Below are 19,613 nucleotides of genomic sequence, written 5' to 3'. Positions count from 1 at the left end.
TGCTTCTGTCGAGGCTTTCGTTAACCGCGCGTACCGGCTAGCCCTCGCAGCCGATGCTCTATTTCCTCTACGCGTTCCTGATCGGCGCCGCCTCGGCATTCGCGTTCGAGCCGACGGGCCTGTGGCCGCTGCTGCCCGTGGCATTCGCACTGCTGTGCGAGCTTATCTGCCGTTCAAGAAGCCTGTGGCGGGGAATGCTCACCGGCTGGGGCTTCGGCCTTGGCCAGTTCGTGATTGGCCTCAACTGGATCGCAACCGCCTTCACCTTCCAGTCGAATATGCCCGCGTGGCTCGGATGGATCGCCGTCCTCTTATTGTCGCTCTACCTTGCTCTCTACCCTGCGCTTGCAAGCGGCCTCGCCTGGCGTTTCGGCAGGGAAGACCGGGTCGTCCTGGTCATGGTCCTCGGAGGCTCCTGGGCGATCTGCGAGTGGCTTCGGGGAACGATGTTCACGGGTTTCCCATGGAACCCGGCCGCTGCTGCGCTCGCCTCGACGCCGCTCATCAAGGTCACCCCGCTCATCGGCACCTACGGTCTGTCGGGCCTCGTCGTACTTTTGGGCGGCGCGGTCTGGCTCGAATATTACCGCAAGTGGCTGCCGCTGGTGGTCATCGTTGGCGCGACTGCACTCCTTTGGGTGCTGCCTTCCTCGAGCGTTCCGCCGGATCCACTCGCGGTGCTCAACCTTCGCATCGTCCAGCCGAATATCGGCCAGGAGGACAAGTGGCGGCCCGGCTTTGACGAAGAAGCGGCAAGGCGCCTCGCGCAGCTGTCGGGTCCGCCCACGAACGAACCCCGCCTCCTGCTCTGGCCGGAAGCCGCCGTCACCGATCCGCTCGATGACGCAAGAAGGGACGAACACCAGGCCTTTGCAGTGTTCGAGCGGACGCGGGCTGCCTCATTGCTCGGCCCCGAAGACCGCCTCCTGACCGGCGGCATCGCAGTCACTTCAAAGGACGGCGTCCATGTCGACGGCGCTGCCAACAGCGTCTTTGTGCTCGCGAGGGGCGGCAGGGTGTTGGGACGCTACGACAAGGCCCACCTCGTTCCCTACGGCGAATATCTGCCCATGCGGCCGGTCCTGTCGGCGATCGGCCTCTCGCGCCTTGCTCCAGGCGATCTCGATTTCACTCCGGGACCAGGGCCCCGCACCATCGATCTTGGGGGTGACTGGGGGAAAGTCGGGTTCACCCTCTGCTACGAGATCATCTTCTCGGGGGCGGTCGTCGACGAGAAGCACCGGCCCTCGTTCATTTTCAACCCTTCGAACGATGCATGGTTCGGGCGGTGGGGACCTCCGCAGCACCTCGCCCAGGCGCGCCTGCGCGCTGCCGAGGAGGGCCTGCCGGTTCTCCGGGCCACTCCGACCGGCATCAGCGCCGTGATCGACGGGCGCGGCAACATCGTCAAATCGCTTCCCTGGCGCCAGGCGGGCATCATCGACGCCGTGCTTCCACCCGCCGCCAACTCCCCGCCGCTGTTCGCTCGCCTGGGCAACGTCATCCCGCTGGTCCTGGGATTCCTCCTCATCATCGGCGCCATTGTGCTGGGGCGTCGCCGCCGCTAGGAAGCACATATAAAGCTTTCCTTATATCATTAGATCCGGGGACCTCCTTATCTCATGCGCAGCTCCTACCTGTTCACTTCCGAATCCGTATCCGAAGGCCATCCCGACAAGGTCGCGGACCAGATTTCCGATGCGATCGTCGACCTCTTCCTGTCGAAGGATCCGGAAGCGCGCGTCGCTTGCGAAACCATGACGACGACCAACCGCGTCGTCCTCGCCGGCGAAATCCGCGGCCAGGGCATCATGGACCAGGACGGCAATTGGGCGCCTGGCATCCGCGAGGAGATCGAGCAGGCGGTGCGCGGCGTCGTCCAGCGAATCGGCTATGAGCAGCAGGGATTCCACTGGGACCGGTTCGACTTTGCAAACCACCTCCACCCGCAGTCGGCGCACATCGCGCAGGGCGTCGATGCCGGCGAGAACAAGGACGAGGGCGCCGGCGACCAGGGCATCATGTTCGGCTTTGCCTGCGACGAGACCCCGGACCTCATGCCGGCGACGCTCGATTACAGCCACAAGATCCTGATGGAGATGGCAAAGGACCGTCACTCGGGTGCAGCCCCCTTCCTCGAGCCTGACGCCAAGAGCCAGGTCACGCTTCGCTTCGAGGACGGCAAGCCCGCCAAGGCAACCGCGATCGTCGTCTCGACCCAGCACAAGCCCGGCTACGACAAGGGCGAAAAGCAGGCCGAGCTCCACGCTTATGTGAAGAAGGTGGTCGCCCGCGTCATGCCGCAGCAGCTGCTCGGCAACGAGACCGTCTACCACATCAACCCGACCGGCAGCTTCGAGATCGGTGGTCCCGACGGCGACGCCGGGGTCACGGGCCGAAAGATCATCGTCGATACCTATGGCGGCGCCGCTCCGCACGGCGGCGGAGCATTCTCGGGCAAGGACCCGACCAAGGTCGACCGTTCGGCCGCTTATGCTGCGCGCTACCTTGCCAAGAACATCGTCGCAGCCGGCCTTGCGAAGCGCTGCACGATCCAGCTCGCTTACGCGATCGGAGTCTCCGAGCCGCTGTCGCTATACGTCGACACGCACGGGACCGGCATCGTCGGCGACGATGCCATCGAGGCGGCCATCGGACGCATCGGCAAGCTTGGCCGGCTGACCCCTCGCGGGATCCGCACACATCTGGGGCTCAACAAGCCGATTTATCAGGCAACCTCCGCTTACGGCCACTTCGGCCGCAAGGCGGAAGGCGAGTTCTTTCCCTGGGAACGCGTCGACCTGGTGGAGGACCTGAAGGCAGCTCTTGCCGCCTGATCTCGTGCAGGCCTCGTCCTGAACGCCGGTGCAGTGACAAAGTACGAAGCCCTCCCAGCCGGTTCAGAGCAGGATGAGGACGTCGAAGCCTGGACAGGATGATGGCCGGCGCGCGATTTGCGCGCTACCGTTTCACCAGGCGCGAGCTTCTCTTGAAGACGCCGCCTCCAAGCGACTAGGCGATCTGGCATGACGGCCTTCAAGTCGGGCGATCCGCTGACGCTCAACCGCCTCTACGGCCGCTCCAGCGGTCACAAATTGCGCAAGGGACAGCAGGAACTGGTCGAGAGGCTGCTTCCTGCGCTGGAAATTCCTGCAGAAGGCGAGATCAGCGCCAGGAAGCTTTTCGGCGATGACCGTCCCTTGCATTTCGAAATCGGCTTTGGCTCAGGCGAACATCTCGCGGACCGTGCCGACCTGCTGCCCGCCCACGGCTTCATCGGCGCAGAGCCGTTCCTCAACGGGATAGCGACTGCGCTCGGCCATATCCGCGACAAGCACCTCGCCAACGTCCGCTTATGGCGCGGCGATGCGCTCGAGGTCCTTCAGCGGGTCCCTGACGGAAGCCTAAGCTTCCTCTACCTCCTTCATCCCGATCCGTGGCCCAAGGCACGGCACGCCAAGCGCAGGATGGTGAACGATGGTCCCGTCGGCCTGTTCGCCTCCAAGCTCAGGACCGGCGGCGAATTCCGCCTCGCCACCGACGATCCGACCTATCTTGCATGGGCGCTGATGATCATGCAGCGCCACTCGGACGTGTTCGAGTGGCTTGCCGAGAAACCAAGGGATTTTCTCGAGCCCTCCGGCAGCTGGATCGAAACCCGCTACGGGGCCAAGTCCCGCCGCGAGGGCCGGCGGCCCTATTACCTGCGTTACCGGCGCGCCTGAGCGGGCGCCAGGCGAAGTAGCCGCGCGCCGTCCTCGTCCTCGAGGAGGTAGATCGCTCCGTCAGGCCCCTCCCCGACCCAGCGGATGCGATGCCCCATGTCCCAGCGGTCGGCCTTCTCCGCGTGTTCGCCGTTCAAGGTCACCCGGATCAGTGCCTTCCCGGACAAGGCGCCGATGAAGCCATTGCCCTTCCATTCGGGAAACAGCTTGCCATCGTAGATCATGAGGCTGGTCGGAGAGATCGAGGGCACCCAGAAAAGCTTGGGTGCCTCGATCTCCGGACGGCTCGAGTGCGGCGGGATCGGCACGCCGTCGTAATTCTTCCCCTCGGAGACGAGCGGCCAGCCATAGTTTCTGCCCGGAAGAATGAGGTTCAGCTCATCCCCGCCCCGCGGTCCCATTTCGGTCTCCCAGAGGCGCTGCTGCGCATCGAAAGCCAGTCCGTAAGGGTTGCGATGCCCCGTGCTCCATGTCTCGGCGGGGGTAAGATTGGGACCGGGCCAGCGGAAGTTCCGGCCAGGAGCGCTTCTTGCCGCCTGGGTGTCGTGCGGAGGATCGGTGATAGTGACGCCGGGAGCGCCGGTGCGGCCCGCCATGGGGTTCCCGGGGGCAGGTTTGCCATCAAGCGTCAGCCGAAGGACTTTTCCCAACGGCTGGCTCGGGTCCTGCGCCGGAGTGAAGCGCTGGCGCTCTCCGCTGCTCAAAAACATCGTCTTGCCGTCGGGAGCGAAGACAATGATTGCCCCGAACTGGCCTCCATCACCGCCAGCGGGATCGTGCCAGATGAGCTTCATTCCATCGAGCCGGGGACCGCCCCTGTCGCGAACGAGCCTTGCACGGGCAAGCGCAAGGCCGCTGCCGCCGTTGGGCGAGGGCTCCGAATAGGTGAGATAGACCCCGCCGTCGCTGGCGAAGGAAGGCGCCAATTTCACGCCGAGCAGGCCTCCCTGGTCCGAGACCACCACCCGCGGTCCGCCCAGGACCTTTTGCTTTGCGCCGGTATCAAGGTCGACCAGCCAGATCCTTCCCGGCTTCTCGGTGACGATGGCAAGCCGCGAGCCGGGAAGGAAATCCATCGCCCAGGGAAAATTGAACGTCGTGATCTCCTGGACAGCGAACCGCGGACCAGAAGGCGTTACCTGAGGATTGGCACTCCCCGACTGGGCAGCCGGGTTCGCGGACGAACCGCAAGCGGCAAGGACGAGGCAAAGGCCGTATCGGCCCGGACGCATCTTCACGCCGGTTGCTCCGTTGTGTGGTGGTGAACCCTCAAAAGCCCCAAACGCACCAACCCTCCATGACGGCACCAATCACCAGCTTGCTATCGCTCGCGACCGCAGTTCCTCCCCATGTCATCGAGCAGTCCGATGCCAAGGCGAGGGCTCGCGAGGCCTTCGGCGGTAAGAAGGCCTTGTTCGATCGCCTTTCGGGCGTGTTCGACAATGCCGGAATTGCAAGGCGCCACATTGTTGCTCCGCACGACTGGTATACGTCGCCCCATGGCTGGCGTGACCGCAACGCGGTCTATCTGGAAGCTGCCGAGCAGCTGTTCGTCGATGCTGCCACCGCGGCGATCGAAAAAGCGGGCCTCACGCCCCGAGACATCGACGGCGTGGTCACCGTATCGACCACGGGCATTGCAACGCCTAGCCTCGAGGCGCGCTGTTCACGCCGGGTCGGTTTCCGCGAGGACGTGCGCCGAGTTCCGGTTTTTGGCCTTGGGTGCGCGGGCGGCGTCAACGGCTTGTCGCTCGCTTCAAGGCTCGCACTTGCCGACCCGGGGAGCCTGTGGCTGTTCGTCACTGTCGAGACCTGCTCCATTTCGATCCGGCTCGACAGCGACGATCCCGCCGCCGTGGTCGCAACCGCCCTGTTCGGCGACGGTGCTGCGGCCGCGGTCGTGACCAGCGGCCTTCACAGCCTCGCGCGGATCACGGGCTCCGCCGAGAAGCTCTGGCCGGACACGCTGCGCATCATGGGATGGGACGTCGAGGATCCCGGCCTTGCGGTGGTGTTCGATCGTGCAATCCCTCCGTTCGTCGAGGCCGAGCTTTCGGACGCGGTCGACGAGATGTGCGGCAAGCTTGGGCTCTCGGTTGGCGAGATCGACCGCTTCTGTTGCCATCCTGGCGGCGTCAAGGTGATCGATGCCATCGAAGGAGCCCTTCACCTCAACCAAGGTGAACTCAACCTCGAACGCGAAGTGCTGCGCGACTATGGCAATATGAGCGCGCCGACCGTGATGTTCGTCCTCGAGCGTCTCCTCCAGCAGGGACTTCCAGACAAGGTGATGATGACCGCCTTTGGCCCGGGCTTCACCTGCGCCGGATTGCTCCTCCAAGCCCCGTGATCCTCAATCTCGTCATTCTCGTGCTGGTGACGGCCGAGCGCCTGGCCGAGCTCGCGCTCGCCAAGAGCAACACTAAGCGGCTCCTCGCGCAGGGCGCGCGCGAGCACGCAAGCGGGCATTACCCGCTGATCGTGGCGCTTCATGCGGCCTGGCTCGGAACGCTCTGGTGGCTCGCGCCGCCTCGCCCCGTCGACGGCTTCTGGCTTGCCGTGTTCGCACTTCTTGAGGTCGGGCGAGTGTGGGTGCTGACCTCGCTCGGGCGGCGCTGGACCACCCGCATCATCATATTGCCCGGCGCGCCCCTTGTTCAGCGCGGACCCTACAGGTTCATCGACCACCCAAATTATGCCGTGGTCGTGGCGGAGATCGCCGTCCTCCCCCTCGTCTTCGGGCTCTGGCAAATCGCATTCGTCTTCAGCCTGCTGAACGCAGGCCTTCTTGCCGTCCGCATCCGCGAGGAAAACCGGGCGCTCGGCGGTGCTCGCCTTGGATAAGAAGGTCAGGAAGTTCAAAAACGACATCGATCCGCGGGCTAGCCCGAGGGGTTGCGCTTAGTGCCTGTCGGCCTCGATCAGCCGGTAAAGCGTTGCGTCGGGGAGCTCGATGTCGCCGGTGAGATGGTTTCCCGTCAGCTTCAGATCCACTGTTCCCCGTGATTGCCCGCCACTCATCAGCAATCCATGAATCCGGCGCGTTGCGGCATCGAACCGTGCGTCGATGGGGCCCATGAAGATTTGTTTGCCGGCAACGAGCTTGAAGGCGTCGATCCTGTACCTGCGACTCTTTGTTGGCGTGAAGCGATAGAGCACATGTTCGTCGCGGCATGGAGAGGCCTTCACCTGGCAGACTGAAGTCCCCTCGAAGGTGCCGGCGAGCGGGTCGATGCCGGCCGCCGCAAGGATCATGGCCGCAGCAATCACGAGGGCGAACCTAGGCCACTGATCTTCGCCTTGCGAGTCCATGCCGCTCCGACTATATCGCTGCTCTCTCCTCGACATCGTGAGATGCCTGAGGCTGGGGCCCCTCGGCTCCGGTCCGAGAGACGTTTGAGCTTTAGTGGAGTGCAAGTGACCGACCTTTCGGGTCTCGCCACATTGATCGAGCCCGAGGTGAAGAGCCTCGGCTTCGACCTCGTGCGCGTGGCGATGATCGGCGGGACGTCGGACCCGACCCTCCAGGTGATGGCCGAGCGACCCGATACGAGGCAGCTCGACCTTGCCGACTGCGAATCTCTTTCGCGGCGCCTGTCGGACTGGCTCGACCGCGAGGACCCGATCGAGGGCAGCTACCGGCTCGAGGTCAGCTCTCCTGGCATCGATCGTCCGCTCACCCGGCTCAAGGACTTCGCCGACTGGTCCGGCCATGAAGCGCGCATCGGCCTTCGTGAACCGCGAAACGGCCGCAAGCAATTTTCGGGCACGCTTCAGGGCCTCGAGGGACAGAATGTGAAAGTCACCGACAAGAGCGGTGCAGGCCACGTCCTGCCGTTCTCGGAGATCTCGTCGGCCAAGCTGCTCTTGACCGACAAGCTCATCAACGCCACCGCGCCGCTCAGCACCGAGGGCGCCGACACAATTCAGACTGTAGAGGAATAATTTTCATGGCCACCGCACCCGCTGCCGTCAGCGCCAACAAGGCGGAGCTGATTGCGATCGCCGACGCGGTCGCCCGCGAGAAGCTGATCGACAAGGGCATCGTCATCGAGGCGATGGAGGATGCGATCCAGCGCGCTGCGCGGGCCCGCTACGGCGCCGAGAACGACATCCGCGCCAAGCTCGACCCGACGACCGGCGACCTGCGCCTGTGGCGGGTCCTCGAGGTGGTCCCCGAGCCGGAGGATCATTTCAAGCAGATCGACGAGAAAGGTGCACAGAAGCTCCAGAAGGGAGCGGCAATCGGCGACTTCATCGTTGATCCCCTGCCGCCGATCGAATTTGGCCGGATCGCCGCCCAGGCAGCAAAGCAGGTCATCTTCCAGAAGGTGCGCGATGCCGAGCGCGAGCGGCAGTACGAGGAGTTCAAGGACCGCGTCAGCGAGGTCATCACCGGCGTCGTCAAGCGCGTCGAATTCGGCCATGTCGTGGTCGACCTCGGCCGGGCCGAGGGTGTCATCCGCCGCGACCAGCAGATCCCGCGTGAAATGGTCCGCGTCGGCGACCGCATCCGCTCGCTCATCATGTCGGTCCGCCGCGAGGCGCGCGGACCGCAGATCTTCCTCTCACGCGCGCACCCCGATTTCATGAAAAAGCTGTTCGCGCAGGAAGTGCCCGAGATCTACGACGGGATCATCGAGATCAAGGCCGCGGCGCGCGATCCCGGCAGCCGCGCCAAGATCGGCGTCATCAGCCACGATAGCTCGATCGATCCGGTCGGCGCCTGCGTCGGCATGAAGGGGAGCAGGGTCCAGGCCGTGGTCCAGGAACTTCAGGGCGAGAAGATCGACATCATCCCGTGGAGCCAGGACACGGCGACCTTCGTCGTCAATGCGCTCCAGCCGGCAACCGTCAGCCGGGTCGTCATCGACGAGGAGGAGGGGCGTATCGAGGTTGTGGTCCCCGACGACCAGCTCAGCCTTGCGATCGGGCGGCGCGGGCAGAACGTGCGGCTCGCAAGCCAGCTCACCATCTCGCAGATCGACATTCTCACCGAAGCCGATGCGAGCGAGAAGCGGCAGCGTGAATTCGTCGAGCGCTCGTCCCTGTTCCAGAACGAGCTCGACGTCGACGAGACCCTGTCGCAGCTGCTCGTCGCCGAAGGCTTCACCAGCCTCGAGGAAGTCGCCTACGTGCCCGTCGATGAAATCGCCTCGATCGAGGGGCTCGACGAAGACATCGCGACCGAACTCCAGAGCCGCGCGACCGAGGCGCTCGACCGCCGCGAGGCGGCATCGCGCGAGGAGCGCCGCGCGCTCGGCGTCAGCGACGATCTTGCTGCCATCCCGCATCTCACCGAGCAGATGCTGGTGACCCTCGGCAAGGCAGGTATCAGGACCCTCGATGACCTTGCCGACCTTGCAACTGACGAGCTGGTCCAGAAGAAGCGTCCCGAGCAGCGCCGCCAGCGCGAGCCGAGCAACCGGCCCGAGGACAAGGGCGGAATCCTCGCCGAATATGGTCTGAGCGAAGAGCAGGGCAACGAAATCATCATGGCGGCAAGAGCCCATTGGTTCGAAGAGGGGGATAGCGCAGCAGCGGGCGCTTCCGGGCAGGAGGACGCAGTTGCGGACGAAGCCCAATGAGAGCCTCGCACTAGCAGAGCGTGAGCCGCACGTTCCCGAGCGGACGTGCGTCCTCACCCGGCGCAAGGGAACAAGGGACGAGCTGATCCGGCTCGCGCTCGGCCCCGACGACAGCGTCGCCCCCGACGTCCGCGCCCGTGCACCGGGCCGCGGGGCGTGGATCGGCGTCACTCGCGCCGAGCTCGATGCTGCAAATTCCAAGGGAAGGCTTAAGGGCGCGCTCCAGCGGGCCTTCAAGACGAACGAGGTCAAGATCCCTTCCGATCTTGGCGAGCGGACCGAGGCCGCGCTTCGCCAGGCGACGCTCGACCGGCTGGGCATGGAGGCCCGTTCGGGCAAGCTCGTCAACGGCTTCGAGCGCATCGAAAATGCAGCCCGTTCGGGGAAGGTCCACCTTCTCATCCACGCAGCCGATGCAGGGGATGACGGGCGCCGCTCGCTCGACCAGGCGTGGCGGGTCGGAGGGGGCGGTCCGCAGGGGGTGATATTCCCCGACGGGCGTACTATCTTGTCGATGGCACTTGGGCGCGAGAATGTGGTACATGTCGCGCTGACCGATCCCGCCGCCGCTTCGCGTGTCCGACACGCGCTTGCTCGGTGGCGAGCTTTCACTGGCCCGATCCGTGGTCCGGAAGGTGGAGAACCCACCTTGAGGAGCGGCTCGGCTGAAGAAGACTGAACGAAGGAAAAGAATGGCAGACCAGACCGAAAAACCGAAGCTTGGCACCCGGCCGCCGCTGGGCCTCAAGCGCACGGTCGAGACCGGCAAGGTCAAGCAGAGCTTCAGCCACGGCCGCTCCAACACGGTTGTCGTCGAGGTCAAGAAGCGCCGGATTCTCGGCCGCCCCGGCGAAGCTCCGCCCGCCGAGGCGCCCAAGCCCGAACCGGTCGCCGAGACCCCCAAGCCTGCACCCAAGCCCGCGGCGCCGGCGCCGGCTCCGCGCAAGCCCTCGCCGCAGGACGATATCGCGACGCGCAGGGAGACGCAGGCTCGCCTTCTTCGGGAAGCCGAGGAATCCCGCCTTGCCTCGCTCGAGGAAGCGCGACGGCGCGATGAACGTGCACGCAGCGCCCAGAGCGAGGACGAGCGTCGCCGTGCCGAGGAAAATCGAAAGGCCGAGGAAGCCGCGGTCGAGGAAGCTCGCCGTGCCGAGGAAGAGGCAGTGCGGGCAGCGGAAGCTCCGCCCGAGGCCGAAGTTGCAGCTCCCCAGGTCCAACAGCAACCCGAACAGCAGCGGGAAGAGGAGCGCCCGGCTCGCCGTCCAGGCGGCCATGCCCCTGCCCCGCGCCGCCCAGAGCCTGCGCGTCCGAGCCGCGGCCGGGGCGACGAGCAGCGCCACCGCGGCAAGCTCACCGTCACCCGCGCCCTCAGCGGCGAGGACGACAGCAGGGCTCGCTCGCTCGCGGCGCTCCGCCGCGCGCGCGAAAAGGAAAAACGCCACCATATGGAGGCGGGCCCCTCGCAAAAGCAGGTCCGCGACGTCATCGTTCCTGAGGCGATCACCGTCCAGGACCTCGCCAACCGAATGGCGGAGCGCGGCGCCGATCTCGTCAAGGCGCTCTTCAAGATGGGCATGCCCGTCACGCTCACCCAGACGATCGACCAGGACACGGCCGAATTGCTCGTGACCGAGTTCGGGCACCGCATCAAACGCGTCAGCGAGAGCGATATCGACATCGATACCTCAGCGGACGTCGATGCTGCAGAGACGCTGAAGACCCGGCCTCCGGTCGTCACGATCATGGGCCACGTCGACCACGGCAAGACATCGCTGCTCGACGCAATTCGCGGCGCCGACGTCGTCAGCCACGAGGCCGGCGGGATCACCCAGCACATCGGCGCATACCAGGTCACTCTCCCCGACAAGTCGAAGGTCACCTTCCTCGACACGCCGGGCCACGAGGCCTTCACCGAGATGCGCGCCCGGGGTGCCAACGTCACCGACATCGTCATCCTCGTCGTTGCCGCCGATGACGGCCTTCGTCCCCAGACGATCGAGGCGATCAACCACACCAAGGCGGCTGGCGTCCCGATGATCGTCGCGATCAACAAGATCGATAAGCCGGACGCGAAGCCGCAGAAGGTCCGCGAGGAACTGCTGCAGCACGAGGTCATCGTCGAAGACATGGGCGGCGAAGTCCAGGACGTCGAAGTCTCGGCGACCAAGAAGACGAACCTCGACAAGCTGCTCGACGCAATCCAGCTCCAGGCCGAGATCCTGGAGCTGAAGGCCAATCCCGACCGCCCGGCAGAGGGCACGGTGATCGAGGCCAAGCTCGACAAGGGGCGCGGACCACTCGCAACTGTCCTCGTCGAGCGCGGCACGCTGCGCGTCGGCGACGTGTTCGTCGCCGGCCCCTCGAGCGGCAAGGTCCGCGCGATGATCGATGATCATGGCCGGCAGGTGAAGGAAGCAGGTCCCTCGGTTCCGGTCGAGGTGCTAGGGCTTTCGGCGGTCCCGTCGGCCGGCGATCCGTTCACGGTCGTCGAGAACGAGCCGCGGGCGCGAGAGGTAGCTGCCTATCGCCAGAGTGTCCTCGACAAGAAGCGCACGACCTCGGCTCCGGTCAGTCTCGAGAACATGTTCGCCTCGCATGCATCGACCACCAAGGAGCTTCCGCTGGTCGTCAAGGCGGACGTGCAGGGCTCGGTCGAAGCGATCGTCCAGGCGCTTGCCCGCCTCTCGACCGACGAGATCAGGGTCCGCGTCCTTCACTCGGGCGTCGGCGCAATCACCGAGAGCGACGTCACGCTCGCCTCGGCGAGCGGCGCTCCGATCATCGGCTTCAATGTCCGTCCGAACGCCAAGGCCCGCGAGGTTGCGGAGCGCAACAAGGTCGAGTTCCGCTATTACGACGTCATTTATCATCTGACCGACTGGGTGAAGTCGGCAATGGCGGGCGAACTTGGTCCGGAGATCATCGAAACCGTCGTCGGCCGTGCCGAGGTCAAGGAAGTTTTCCCGGCCGGCAAGAAGGACAAGGCAGCTGGCCTGCTCGTCCTCGAAGGCGTCATTCGCAAGGGCCTCAACGCACGTCTCACGCGCGAGGACGTCATCGTCTCCAAAACGACGATCAGCTCGCTTCGGCGCTTCAAGGATGACGTCGCCGAAGTACGCGCTGGCCTCGAGTGCGGCGTGCTCCTCGCCGACACGAACGACATCAAGCCGGGCGACAGCCTGGAGGTCTTCGAGGTCGAGGAACGCGCGCGGACGCTCTAGTGCGCCGCAAGGAAACTCCCGAAGGCCGTTCGGTGCGCCTGCTCCGCGTCGGGGAGCAGGTGCGGCACGTCTTGAGCGAACTCCTTCAGCGGGGCGACGTTCACGACGAGGTGCTTCAGTCGCACCTCGTCAGCATCACCGAGGTGCGCATGTCCCCCGACCTGCGCCATGCGACGGTATTCGTGAAGCCGCTGCTGGGCCAGGACGAGGAAGCCGTGCTGAAGGCGCTCCGTCAGAACACGGCTTTTCTGCAACGCGAAGTCGCCCGCAGTATCCGGATGAAATATGCAGCCAAGCTGAAGTTCATCCCCGACGAGAGCTTCGATGAAGGCACGTACATCGATCGCCTGCTAAAGTCGGACAAGGTAGCGCAGGACCTCGAGGGTAAATGATCGACCTGGTGCGGCTTTCGGGGCCCATGACCGGTGATCATTGCCGCGCAGAACCTTTCACCGAAGACTATCGCCAGGCGCTTAAGGCCGCGTGCGCCGAGGATGGCGAGATCTGGGAAATCTACGCCAACAACTTTGGCGAGGGCGGGTTTGACGACAGCATCACGCGCTACGTCTCCAACCCCAACAACCGGACCTTCGTCCTCTTCGAGGGCGACGCGATCGTCGGCATGTCCTCCTATCTCGGCATCGACCCCAACCGCCAGGTGCTCGAGATCGGCGGTACCTACTATCGCCCGCCGTTCCGGGGCACGGGGTTCAACCGCCGCGTCAAGGACATGATGCTGCGCTGCGCTTTCGATGCCGGTATTCGCCGCGTCGAGTTCAGGGTCGACAGGCGCAACGGCCGCAGCCAGGCGGCGATGCGGAAACTGGGGGCCGTACGCGAGGGAGTACTTCGCGCGGATCGCATCACCTGGACGGGCCATGTGCGCGACACCGTTCTGTTCGCAATCCTCAGGGAAGAATATCTGCCGGGTGCCAGCCAATAGGTCGGCTTCCTGCCGGAAAGCGCACATGCGAAGACATACGGATCGCTGCATTAGCGTTTTGCATCACGAGAGGTATGTGCGAAACTAATCCCGTCTGTTGTTCCAGAATGCTCCATGAAAGCACCAAGCATCGTGCTGTGAGGGGATTGATATGGACCACGGCATCGTCGACGTCGTCGCCTTCCAGGAAGCGCTCCTCATGGAGGCCGTCTTCGGGATTGCGCTCCTCGCGATCATCTGGGCGGGATTCCGGCGCTGGCTTCAGCACAAGGAGAAAATGGGTCGTCTGATTGCCGAGCAGACGGCAGAACGCGCCGCACAGTATCGCGCTCAAGTGGAGCGCGTCGAAGCGCGATTGAACGAGATCGAACAGATTGTGACCGATGCCATCCAGCCGGCGCACGTCGGCGCGCTTCGTACGGACCTGCTCCCCGACCCCACGTCAGACCGCGGCGAAGCCCACTCCGATCCGTAAGGCCAGCGGTGGAAAGCCGACATCGGGCTCAGCGGCGGGACAAACGGCTTCCCGCCATCTTCAATCGCAAGAGGATAGCATGTAATCGAGCTTCGCTAGACGAAGGGGCACGCATATGCTCAGACGCGTAGTCGAGCACGCGAAGACCCAGAACTGGTTCGCGGCGGCGCTCGACTTCGTCATCGTCGTCATGGGCGTCTTTGTCGCACTCGAGGTCGCCAATTGGAACCAGGCCCGGCAGAACCGCCAGGAGGAGCGACGCTATTATGGCCAGCTGCTGGTCGATCTGCAGGGCGATTTGGAAGCGTTCTCACGGGCTGAAGAACGGGCGGATGTGCACGATGAGGCGGCCCAGCTGGTACTTGATCGGCTCGACGGCAAAGCTCAGCATCAAGCGCCTCCGGGTCGGATGGCCGTTGCCATTCACTATGCCGGGTTCATCTATATCCCCTACGCGTCACGCGGTACCTATAATGAGCTCGTCAGCACCGGAAACCTGGGCCTGCTGCGTAACCCCGGGCTCAAGTCCGAGATCGCAAATTATTATTCGACCTTCGACGAGTTCCGCCAGTGGGATGGCGTGCTTCGTGACCAGCAGAGCGCCTATTGGACGGAAACGGCCGGAATCTTGCCACGTCCCCTCCTGCGCGCAGCGGTACGCGGAACCGAGCCGACAATATCTCTTAGCGAGGATCGGGTGATCTGGCAGGCCGCACGCTCGCATCCGCGCTTACCCAGCATGTTGATCGGTATGGCGGCCCACCAAGAACGCGTCCGCAGGGATAGCGAGATTCAGGCCACTCGCGCCGCAAAGTTGATTGCCGATATCAAACAGCATCTGAAGGACAGCGGCTAGTTTTCGGGCGGTCATCTGCTTCCCGTCGGCTAGCGGCTTCCTTCGTGTCTGCTCTGGGTCGGAAGCCGCCGTGCGCCGATGCCACGAAGGGGTGGAAAGCAGAGCACCGTACACTGACGTTGCTTGCTCAGCGCCTTCGGATGAAGTCGGTCACCAGCTGAATCGTAGCGGCGGGATTCTCTTCCATAATCCAATGGCCGGAGCCGGGTACGACGCCGCCCGTAACATTAGTCGCTCCGGCTCGCATCACGTCCGCCATCTGGTTGCCGAAGCTTTTCTCACCTCCCAGCGCCAAGACTGGCATCGTCAGCTTACCATGCGCGCCCTCCCAGGTGCGATTGTCGATGGCATCCTGATCAAATGCGTGAAACTGCTCGAAGCCCGAATGCATCGCGCCCGGTAGGGCGTAAAGCGCTGCGTAATGTTCGCGCGACGCTTCCGTGAAGTGCTTCGGATCAGCCGAGAAATCATTCCAGAACCGATCGAGATAGATGCGCTCGCGACCCTGAACGAGGCGCTCCATATCCGGCCCGCCGAAACGGAAGTGCCACAGAAGCGGGTTCTTCAGAATCTGTTCCCACGGACCGATACCGGGAATGGGAGCATCGATAACGACCAACCTCGTCACACGAGCCGGATATCTTTCAGCCATGGCGAAGGCGACCATGTTGCCAATGTCATGCGCAACGACGTCCGCCCGCTCGATCTTCAAGGTATCGAGCACATCCGCGACGTCGGCGGCTTGGTTCATCTTGGTGAAGCCGCTCGGAGGCTTTGACGACAGGCCCATTCCCCGGAGGTCGGGAACAACCACGGTGTGATCGCGCGCTAGGTCTGCAGCGAGCGGCGCCCACATGTCGCCGGTTTCACCATAGCCGTGCAGTAACACGACGGCGGGGCCACTCCCCCCGACGCGGACATGGATGGTTGTGCCATTCACACCCAGGTCCTGGTTCCGGAACGTTGAAGGATAGGGAGGGACCTGTCCCGAGCTCGGCATTGCGACCAGGGATAGGCAAATTGCCATAGCAAGGGACGAGGCGAGACGCATGAATAGGCTCCATGTTGGAAATACCTGAGCGCCGACAGCACAGAGCGACTCAAACGCGCATTCGCGTCACGGCGTTAGCTGGTTCGTTCGGCCTCCTGAAGAGGCAGCGCTTACGCCTAATGGCACCTTCGGGTCCAAAGAAGACGTTCGCGTAGCGGAAGTTCTGGACGGAAAGCTGATTTGAGGCCGCGACCTGGCGGCGTTCAAGGCTCGTTCTGCACGAAGGAGTTGCTTTCGCTGATAGCCTGGCTTCGCGGGGTCGACATCGGAACACAGGCCGAGCGCGACGCCGGAACGTCGTTCCGCACGACATTCAGGTGTAGTCGGTCAAAAATTGCCTGTAACTGGGCAAACCAAACCTCCATGCGCCAGTTGATATATCGGGCCTGCTGCAAGGTGCTTTGAACCTCAAACGCCGTCTCGGGGGTCAGGCGCTGGAGATGCTCAAGGCCGCGCAGCTTCGCCCATGCATCCTGCTCCACAGCCCCTTCGGCGTTTATGCGCTCCATGAAGGAATACATGCTGCCGTAGAGGTTGAGGTCGTCGGCTGGAATGAGCGCGGCGCGGCCGGCTTGCGATGTTGCCTCCCAGCGCGACAGCTGCATCGTCCAGAACTGCGGACGTCCAACCCATTTGGGCGTTGCAATTGAGCCGCCGCTCTTGCCTGCTGAATCGATGAGCGCCTGAAGCTCGTCGATCCTGCGTTGAACGCAGGTACGAACCGAGTGGCGGGAACGAAGTCGGGCCATGTTAACCTCGAGCTCGCCTCGTATCGCCCGCTCAGCCTGACGCGCCTCGCTACGCTCATGAAGGCTGGCCACGAGTTGCTCCGCGGCCAACGCAATGAGCACGCCCAAAACGATAATGCCCACCTCGCCAGCAAACTGACGCCAGCCGTGCAACGGCTTGGGCAAATGGACGCGCATGGTCGGCCCCCCACACCAACCGAAAGACTATCAGAAGCTGTCACCTCAGCAATGGGTGGAAGACCTCCATTACCGTCGGCGCCGAGCGAGGGGCACCAAAGCCCCGCCACTAGCATACAGCATTATTAAAATACGTTGTGTCGTCGGCGACACAATTAACAGGAATTCTACCGATCTGGGGCGGCTTTCCGCAACATTCGCCCGGCGCGCACGTTCCCGCCGCTGACAGCAATGTCAGCAAAAAGGGGGTTAACGATGCGCAAACTCTTGCTCGCAACGACGGCTGCGTTCGCCGTCGCCGCCACTCCGGCGACCGCCCGCGACAACTCCGGCTATATCGGGATCGACCTTGGTATTCTGATCCCGCAACATCAAAGCGGGGTTTTCAGTTCAACCTTTACACAGAGCGCACAGTCGCCGGCAGCCGGGACCACGGCGCCTGCGCCAGGCACTGGCCTGGTCGGGGCGCTCCCGGCCGCGCTCGCGACGCCGCCGGCAGCTGTCAGCGGCGGTGCACGGATCAAGTGGAAGGAAGGCTACGACATCGACGCCGTTGCCGGCTATGACTTCGGCATGTTCCGGCTCGAAGGGGAGCTCGGGTACAAGCGCTCCAAGCTGAAACACTTCACGCAGGATACTGCGTTCGGCGCCGCGGTTGGGGCAGCACTCAACCCTGCCGGTACCACGGGCACCACGTTCACCTTCCCGCTCAACACGGCGAGCGCATTCGACCTCAGGAATCACGTGAGTGTCTATTCCGGGATGCTCAATGGTCTGCTTGATCTGGGTAATGCGGATAGTATCAACTTCTCTGTTGGCGGGGGTGTTGGCTATGCCCACGTCAAGGAGTTGGGCGGAAGCCACAGCGGCTTTGCCTGGCAATTGCTTGCCGAAGCACGCGTTCCGGTGAGCTCGAACATCGATATCGGCCTGAAGTACCGGTACTTCCGGACGGGACGTCACGATTTCGCGCCTGCGGGAACGACGTTCGTAGGGTCAACGCGCACGGTCGCCGTGCCCAACGTTGCCCCAGTGGGCGGTACCGCATCCGGCTCGACCAACGTGGCGTTCACCCGCACGGCCGCCGTTGTGGGCGCATTCGATGATCATTTTGCTTCCCACAGCCTGATGCTGAGCTTGGAGTATAACTTCGGGGCTCCGGCTGCGCCGCCGCCGCCGCCTCCTCCTCCGCCGCCGCCGCCGCCGGCTCCAGCAACGCAAACCTGCCCGGATGGCAGCGTGATCCCGGCCACGAGCACCTGCCCCGCACCGCCGCCACCACCGCCTCCGCCGCCACCGCCGGCGCAGCGCGGTGAACGAGGATAACCGTTCTCAAGGGCGAAAGAATGAAGGCCGGGGCATCCGCTCCGGCCTTCTTCGTTTGAGCGGCATCTTGGGCGACTGCGAAAGAAACGTTTGCATTGGGTTGAGCGCCGCAACCGGTCAGATGACAGGAATGCGCCGAGCAGACGTTTGAGTAGCGACAGGTTTGGCTCACATTATCGGCAATGGTCGGGAAACAGGCATCCCGATCTTGTGAACGCCTCGGCGGAACGACGAATTTCGGGCAACGTTAGGTTAGCGGTGAGACGGACGTCAAAACTGTTGGTCCTGGGTGGCTTCGCGCTGGCCATTGGCTTGGCAGCGCGCTCGACCCTCATTTCTCGCCACCCTGTCGGAAACCGGGCCGTTCCGCAGCCCCGTAAGAGTGTCGATCTGCAGAAGTATCTTGGACGTTGGTACGAAATTGCCCGTTACGAACAGAGCTTCCAGAGAGGGTGCGAAGCCGTCACCGCAGATTATTCGCGCCGGACAGATGATAGCATCGATGTGCTCAACCGGTGCCGGAAGCCCGACGGTAATTTCAGCGAGGCGCACGGCCGTGCAAAAGTGGTTGATGGGGACACCAACGCCAAACTGAAAGTCAGCTTTTTCGGCCCCTTCTACGGCGATTATTGGGTACTGGATCACGCCGACGACTACAGCTGGTCAATCGTCGGGGAGCCGACGGGGCGTTATCTGTGGATTCTGGACCGCCAAGCGACACCAGCAGAGGCAGAAGTCCTCAGGCTAATCGATCACGCAAGGAAGCTTGGCTACGATACATCCATGCTTCTCCGCACCAGACAGCCCTGAGAGCGCCCAAAGGACTAATGCCTGCAATGGGTGGAAAGCTGCCCCTTTAGTTCGGCCAGAAGATCGATTGGATCGGGTCGAGAGCGTCGAACAAGACCAGCACGCCAAGGCACGCAATCGCCGCGCGGCGGCGTTTCGTGAGGATCGCCGCAACCGCAGCGATGCACATCGAACCGAGCGCGGTGAAGTCGAACCAGGTCATGTAACTCCACGAAGCAGCGCCCATCACTGCGGGCCTTGCGCCGTACGCGATGACCGCAGCAGCGAAGAGCGCTCCTATCACCTTCGACTTCTCTTGCATGAAGTAGTCGTCGAGGGTTTGGCGTCTCTCGAGGTCATCCGGAAACAGAAGGGCTCCGGCGAAGTAATAAAGCGCCGTTATGGCAAAGCCGACGAGGAGGGCGGGCGACGTGTCAGGCAAATAATCGCGCGCCCGCCAAGCAACGCGCCAGAAGAGAACGATCTCGAAGATCGCCCATGTAGCAAGTAGACCGGTTGCCCATCCCACCCTCAGCACAGGGCGACGTTTGACGGCGCGCGCCAGTCCACCGAGTATCTCGGCGAGTGCAAGCCCGAGGAGGATTGCGAGCAGCGAGAAGACGAATTCGAAGTTGCTCACACCGCCCCCTTTTCGAAGAACGAGCGTATCACACCTCTTGGTTGTTCACGACGGACGGCCGACTATGCGAGCA

Annotated in this window: 20 protein-coding genes; 15 read left to right on the top strand and 5 right to left on the bottom strand. The window is 63.7% G+C overall.

Going from position 1 to position 19,613, the window contains the following annotated elements; all coding sequences use genetic code 11:
* The first annotated feature begins 53 nt into the window (after positions 1–53).
* The 3 genes from lnt (at position 54) to trmB (ending at position 3,725) form a co-directional block, all read left to right on the top strand.
* The gene (gene lnt / locus V8192_RS06615) at positions 54–1,568 is read left to right on the top strand and encodes an apolipoprotein N-acyltransferase (protein ID WP_341632254.1); all 1,515 of its coding nucleotides are present in this window, start codon (positions 54–56) and stop codon (positions 1,566–1,568) included.
* Positions 1,569–1,622: 54 nt separating this feature from the next.
* Positions 1,623–2,837 carry a methionine adenosyltransferase gene (gene metK / locus V8192_RS06610; protein ID WP_341632253.1) on the top strand — a complete coding sequence of 405 codons (1,215 nt, stop codon included), beginning with the start codon at positions 1,623–1,625 and terminating at the stop codon, positions 2,835–2,837.
* A 189-nt stretch (positions 2,838–3,026) separates the two neighbouring features.
* A complete protein-coding gene (gene trmB, locus V8192_RS06605) occupies positions 3,027–3,725 on the top strand; it encodes a tRNA (guanine(46)-N(7))-methyltransferase TrmB (protein WP_341632252.1) in 699 nt (232 codons plus the stop codon).
* On the opposite strand, the gene V8192_RS06600 is transcribed toward trmB, so the two are convergent.
* Positions 3,710–4,957 (bottom strand): PQQ-dependent sugar dehydrogenase, encoded by a 1,248-nt coding sequence (locus V8192_RS06600; protein ID WP_341632314.1) that lies wholly within the window; start codon positions 4,955–4,957, stop codon positions 3,710–3,712. The genes trmB and V8192_RS06600 overlap by 16 nt on opposite strands.
* 65 nt (positions 4,958–5,022) lie before the next feature.
* Between V8192_RS06600 and V8192_RS06595 the strand changes: the two genes are divergently transcribed.
* Positions 5,023–6,075: a type III polyketide synthase gene (locus V8192_RS06595; protein WP_341632251.1), complete on the top strand. Its 1,053-nt coding sequence runs from the start codon at positions 5,023–5,025 to the stop codon at positions 6,073–6,075.
* Positions 6,072–6,569, top strand: coding sequence for an isoprenylcysteine carboxyl methyltransferase family protein (locus V8192_RS06590; protein ID WP_341632250.1), 498 nt, complete (start codon positions 6,072–6,074; stop codon positions 6,567–6,569). Before V8192_RS06595 ends, V8192_RS06590 begins: the two co-directional genes overlap by 4 nt.
* A gap of 57 nt (positions 6,570–6,626) precedes the next feature.
* On the opposite strand, the gene V8192_RS06585 is transcribed toward V8192_RS06590, so the two are convergent.
* Positions 6,627–7,037 carry a hypothetical protein gene (locus V8192_RS06585; RefSeq protein ID WP_341632249.1) on the bottom strand — a complete coding sequence of 137 codons (411 nt, stop codon included), beginning with the start codon at positions 7,035–7,037 and terminating at the stop codon, positions 6,627–6,629.
* Between the two features lie 105 nt (positions 7,038–7,142).
* On the opposite strand from V8192_RS06585, the gene rimP reads away from it, so the two are divergent.
* The 8 genes from rimP to V8192_RS06545 all read left to right on the top strand — a co-directional run bounded on the left by rimP (position 7,143) and on the right by V8192_RS06545 (position 14,808).
* Positions 7,143–7,670 (top strand): ribosome maturation protein RimP, encoded by a 528-nt coding sequence (rimP, locus tag V8192_RS06580; RefSeq protein WP_341632248.1) that lies wholly within the window; start codon positions 7,143–7,145, stop codon positions 7,668–7,670.
* Between the two features lie 5 nt (positions 7,671–7,675).
* On the top strand, positions 7,676–9,313 hold the full coding sequence (gene nusA, locus V8192_RS06575; protein ID WP_341632247.1) for a transcription termination factor NusA: 1,638 nt from the start codon (positions 7,676–7,678) through the stop codon (positions 9,311–9,313).
* Positions 9,294–9,992, top strand: a complete 699-nt coding sequence (locus tag V8192_RS06570) for a DUF448 domain-containing protein (RefSeq protein ID WP_341632246.1) — start codon at positions 9,294–9,296, stop codon at positions 9,990–9,992. The genes nusA and V8192_RS06570 overlap by 20 nt, the downstream gene beginning before the upstream one ends.
* Positions 9,993–10,005: 13 nt before the next feature.
* On the top strand, positions 10,006–12,534 hold the full coding sequence (infB, locus tag V8192_RS06565; RefSeq protein WP_341632245.1) for a translation initiation factor IF-2: 2,529 nt from the start codon (positions 10,006–10,008) through the stop codon (positions 12,532–12,534).
* Complete coding sequence (gene rbfA, locus V8192_RS06560; protein WP_341632244.1) at positions 12,534–12,926, top strand: 30S ribosome-binding factor RbfA; 393 nt, start codon at positions 12,534–12,536, stop codon at positions 12,924–12,926. The genes infB and rbfA overlap by 1 nt, the downstream gene beginning before the upstream one ends.
* Positions 12,923–13,477: a GNAT family N-acetyltransferase gene (locus V8192_RS06555; protein ID WP_341632243.1), complete on the top strand. Its 555-nt coding sequence runs from the start codon at positions 12,923–12,925 to the stop codon at positions 13,475–13,477. The genes rbfA and V8192_RS06555 overlap by 4 nt, the downstream gene beginning before the upstream one ends.
* Before the next feature lie 151 nt (positions 13,478–13,628).
* Positions 13,629–13,952: a hypothetical protein gene (locus V8192_RS06550; protein ID WP_341632242.1), complete on the top strand. Its 324-nt coding sequence runs from the start codon at positions 13,629–13,631 to the stop codon at positions 13,950–13,952.
* A 115-nt stretch (positions 13,953–14,067) separates the two neighbouring features.
* On the top strand, positions 14,068–14,808 hold the full coding sequence (locus V8192_RS06545) for a DUF6090 family protein (protein ID WP_341632241.1): 741 nt from the start codon (positions 14,068–14,070) through the stop codon (positions 14,806–14,808).
* 127 nt (positions 14,809–14,935) lie between these two features.
* Here the strand turns inward: V8192_RS06545 and V8192_RS06540 are convergent, their stop codons facing one another.
* Both V8192_RS06540 and V8192_RS06535 read right to left on the bottom strand, forming a co-directional pair.
* Positions 14,936–15,859 carry an alpha/beta fold hydrolase gene (locus V8192_RS06540; protein WP_341632240.1) on the bottom strand — a complete coding sequence of 308 codons (924 nt, stop codon included), beginning with the start codon at positions 15,857–15,859 and terminating at the stop codon, positions 14,936–14,938.
* A 203-nt stretch (positions 15,860–16,062) separates the two neighbouring features.
* Positions 16,063–16,785: a hypothetical protein gene (locus V8192_RS06535; protein WP_341632239.1), complete on the bottom strand. Its 723-nt coding sequence runs from the start codon at positions 16,783–16,785 to the stop codon at positions 16,063–16,065.
* A 255-nt stretch (positions 16,786–17,040) separates the two neighbouring features.
* Here V8192_RS06535 and V8192_RS06530 point away from each other — a divergent pair, with 255 nt between their 5' ends.
* Together V8192_RS06530 and V8192_RS06525 are read left to right on the top strand one after the other, a co-directional pair.
* Positions 17,041–18,111 (top strand): outer membrane protein, encoded by a 1,071-nt coding sequence (locus tag V8192_RS06530; protein WP_341632238.1) that lies wholly within the window; start codon positions 17,041–17,043, stop codon positions 18,109–18,111.
* Positions 18,112–18,390: 279 nt separating this feature from the next.
* The gene (locus V8192_RS06525; RefSeq protein WP_341632237.1) at positions 18,391–18,921 is read left to right on the top strand and encodes a lipocalin family protein; all 531 of its coding nucleotides are present in this window, start codon (positions 18,391–18,393) and stop codon (positions 18,919–18,921) included.
* A 46-nt stretch (positions 18,922–18,967) separates the two neighbouring features.
* Here the strand turns inward: V8192_RS06525 and V8192_RS06520 are convergent, their stop codons facing one another.
* A complete protein-coding gene (locus V8192_RS06520; protein WP_341632236.1) occupies positions 18,968–19,540 on the bottom strand; it encodes a hypothetical protein in 573 nt (190 codons plus the stop codon).
* Positions 19,541–19,613: the final 73 nt, after the last annotated feature.

It is taken from the genome of Sphingomonas agri (assembly GCF_038148795.1).
Taxonomy (GTDB): Bacteria; Pseudomonadota; Alphaproteobacteria; order Sphingomonadales; family Sphingomonadaceae; genus Sphingomicrobium; species Sphingomicrobium agri.
This window is presented reverse-complemented; position numbering and strand designations above follow the sequence as displayed.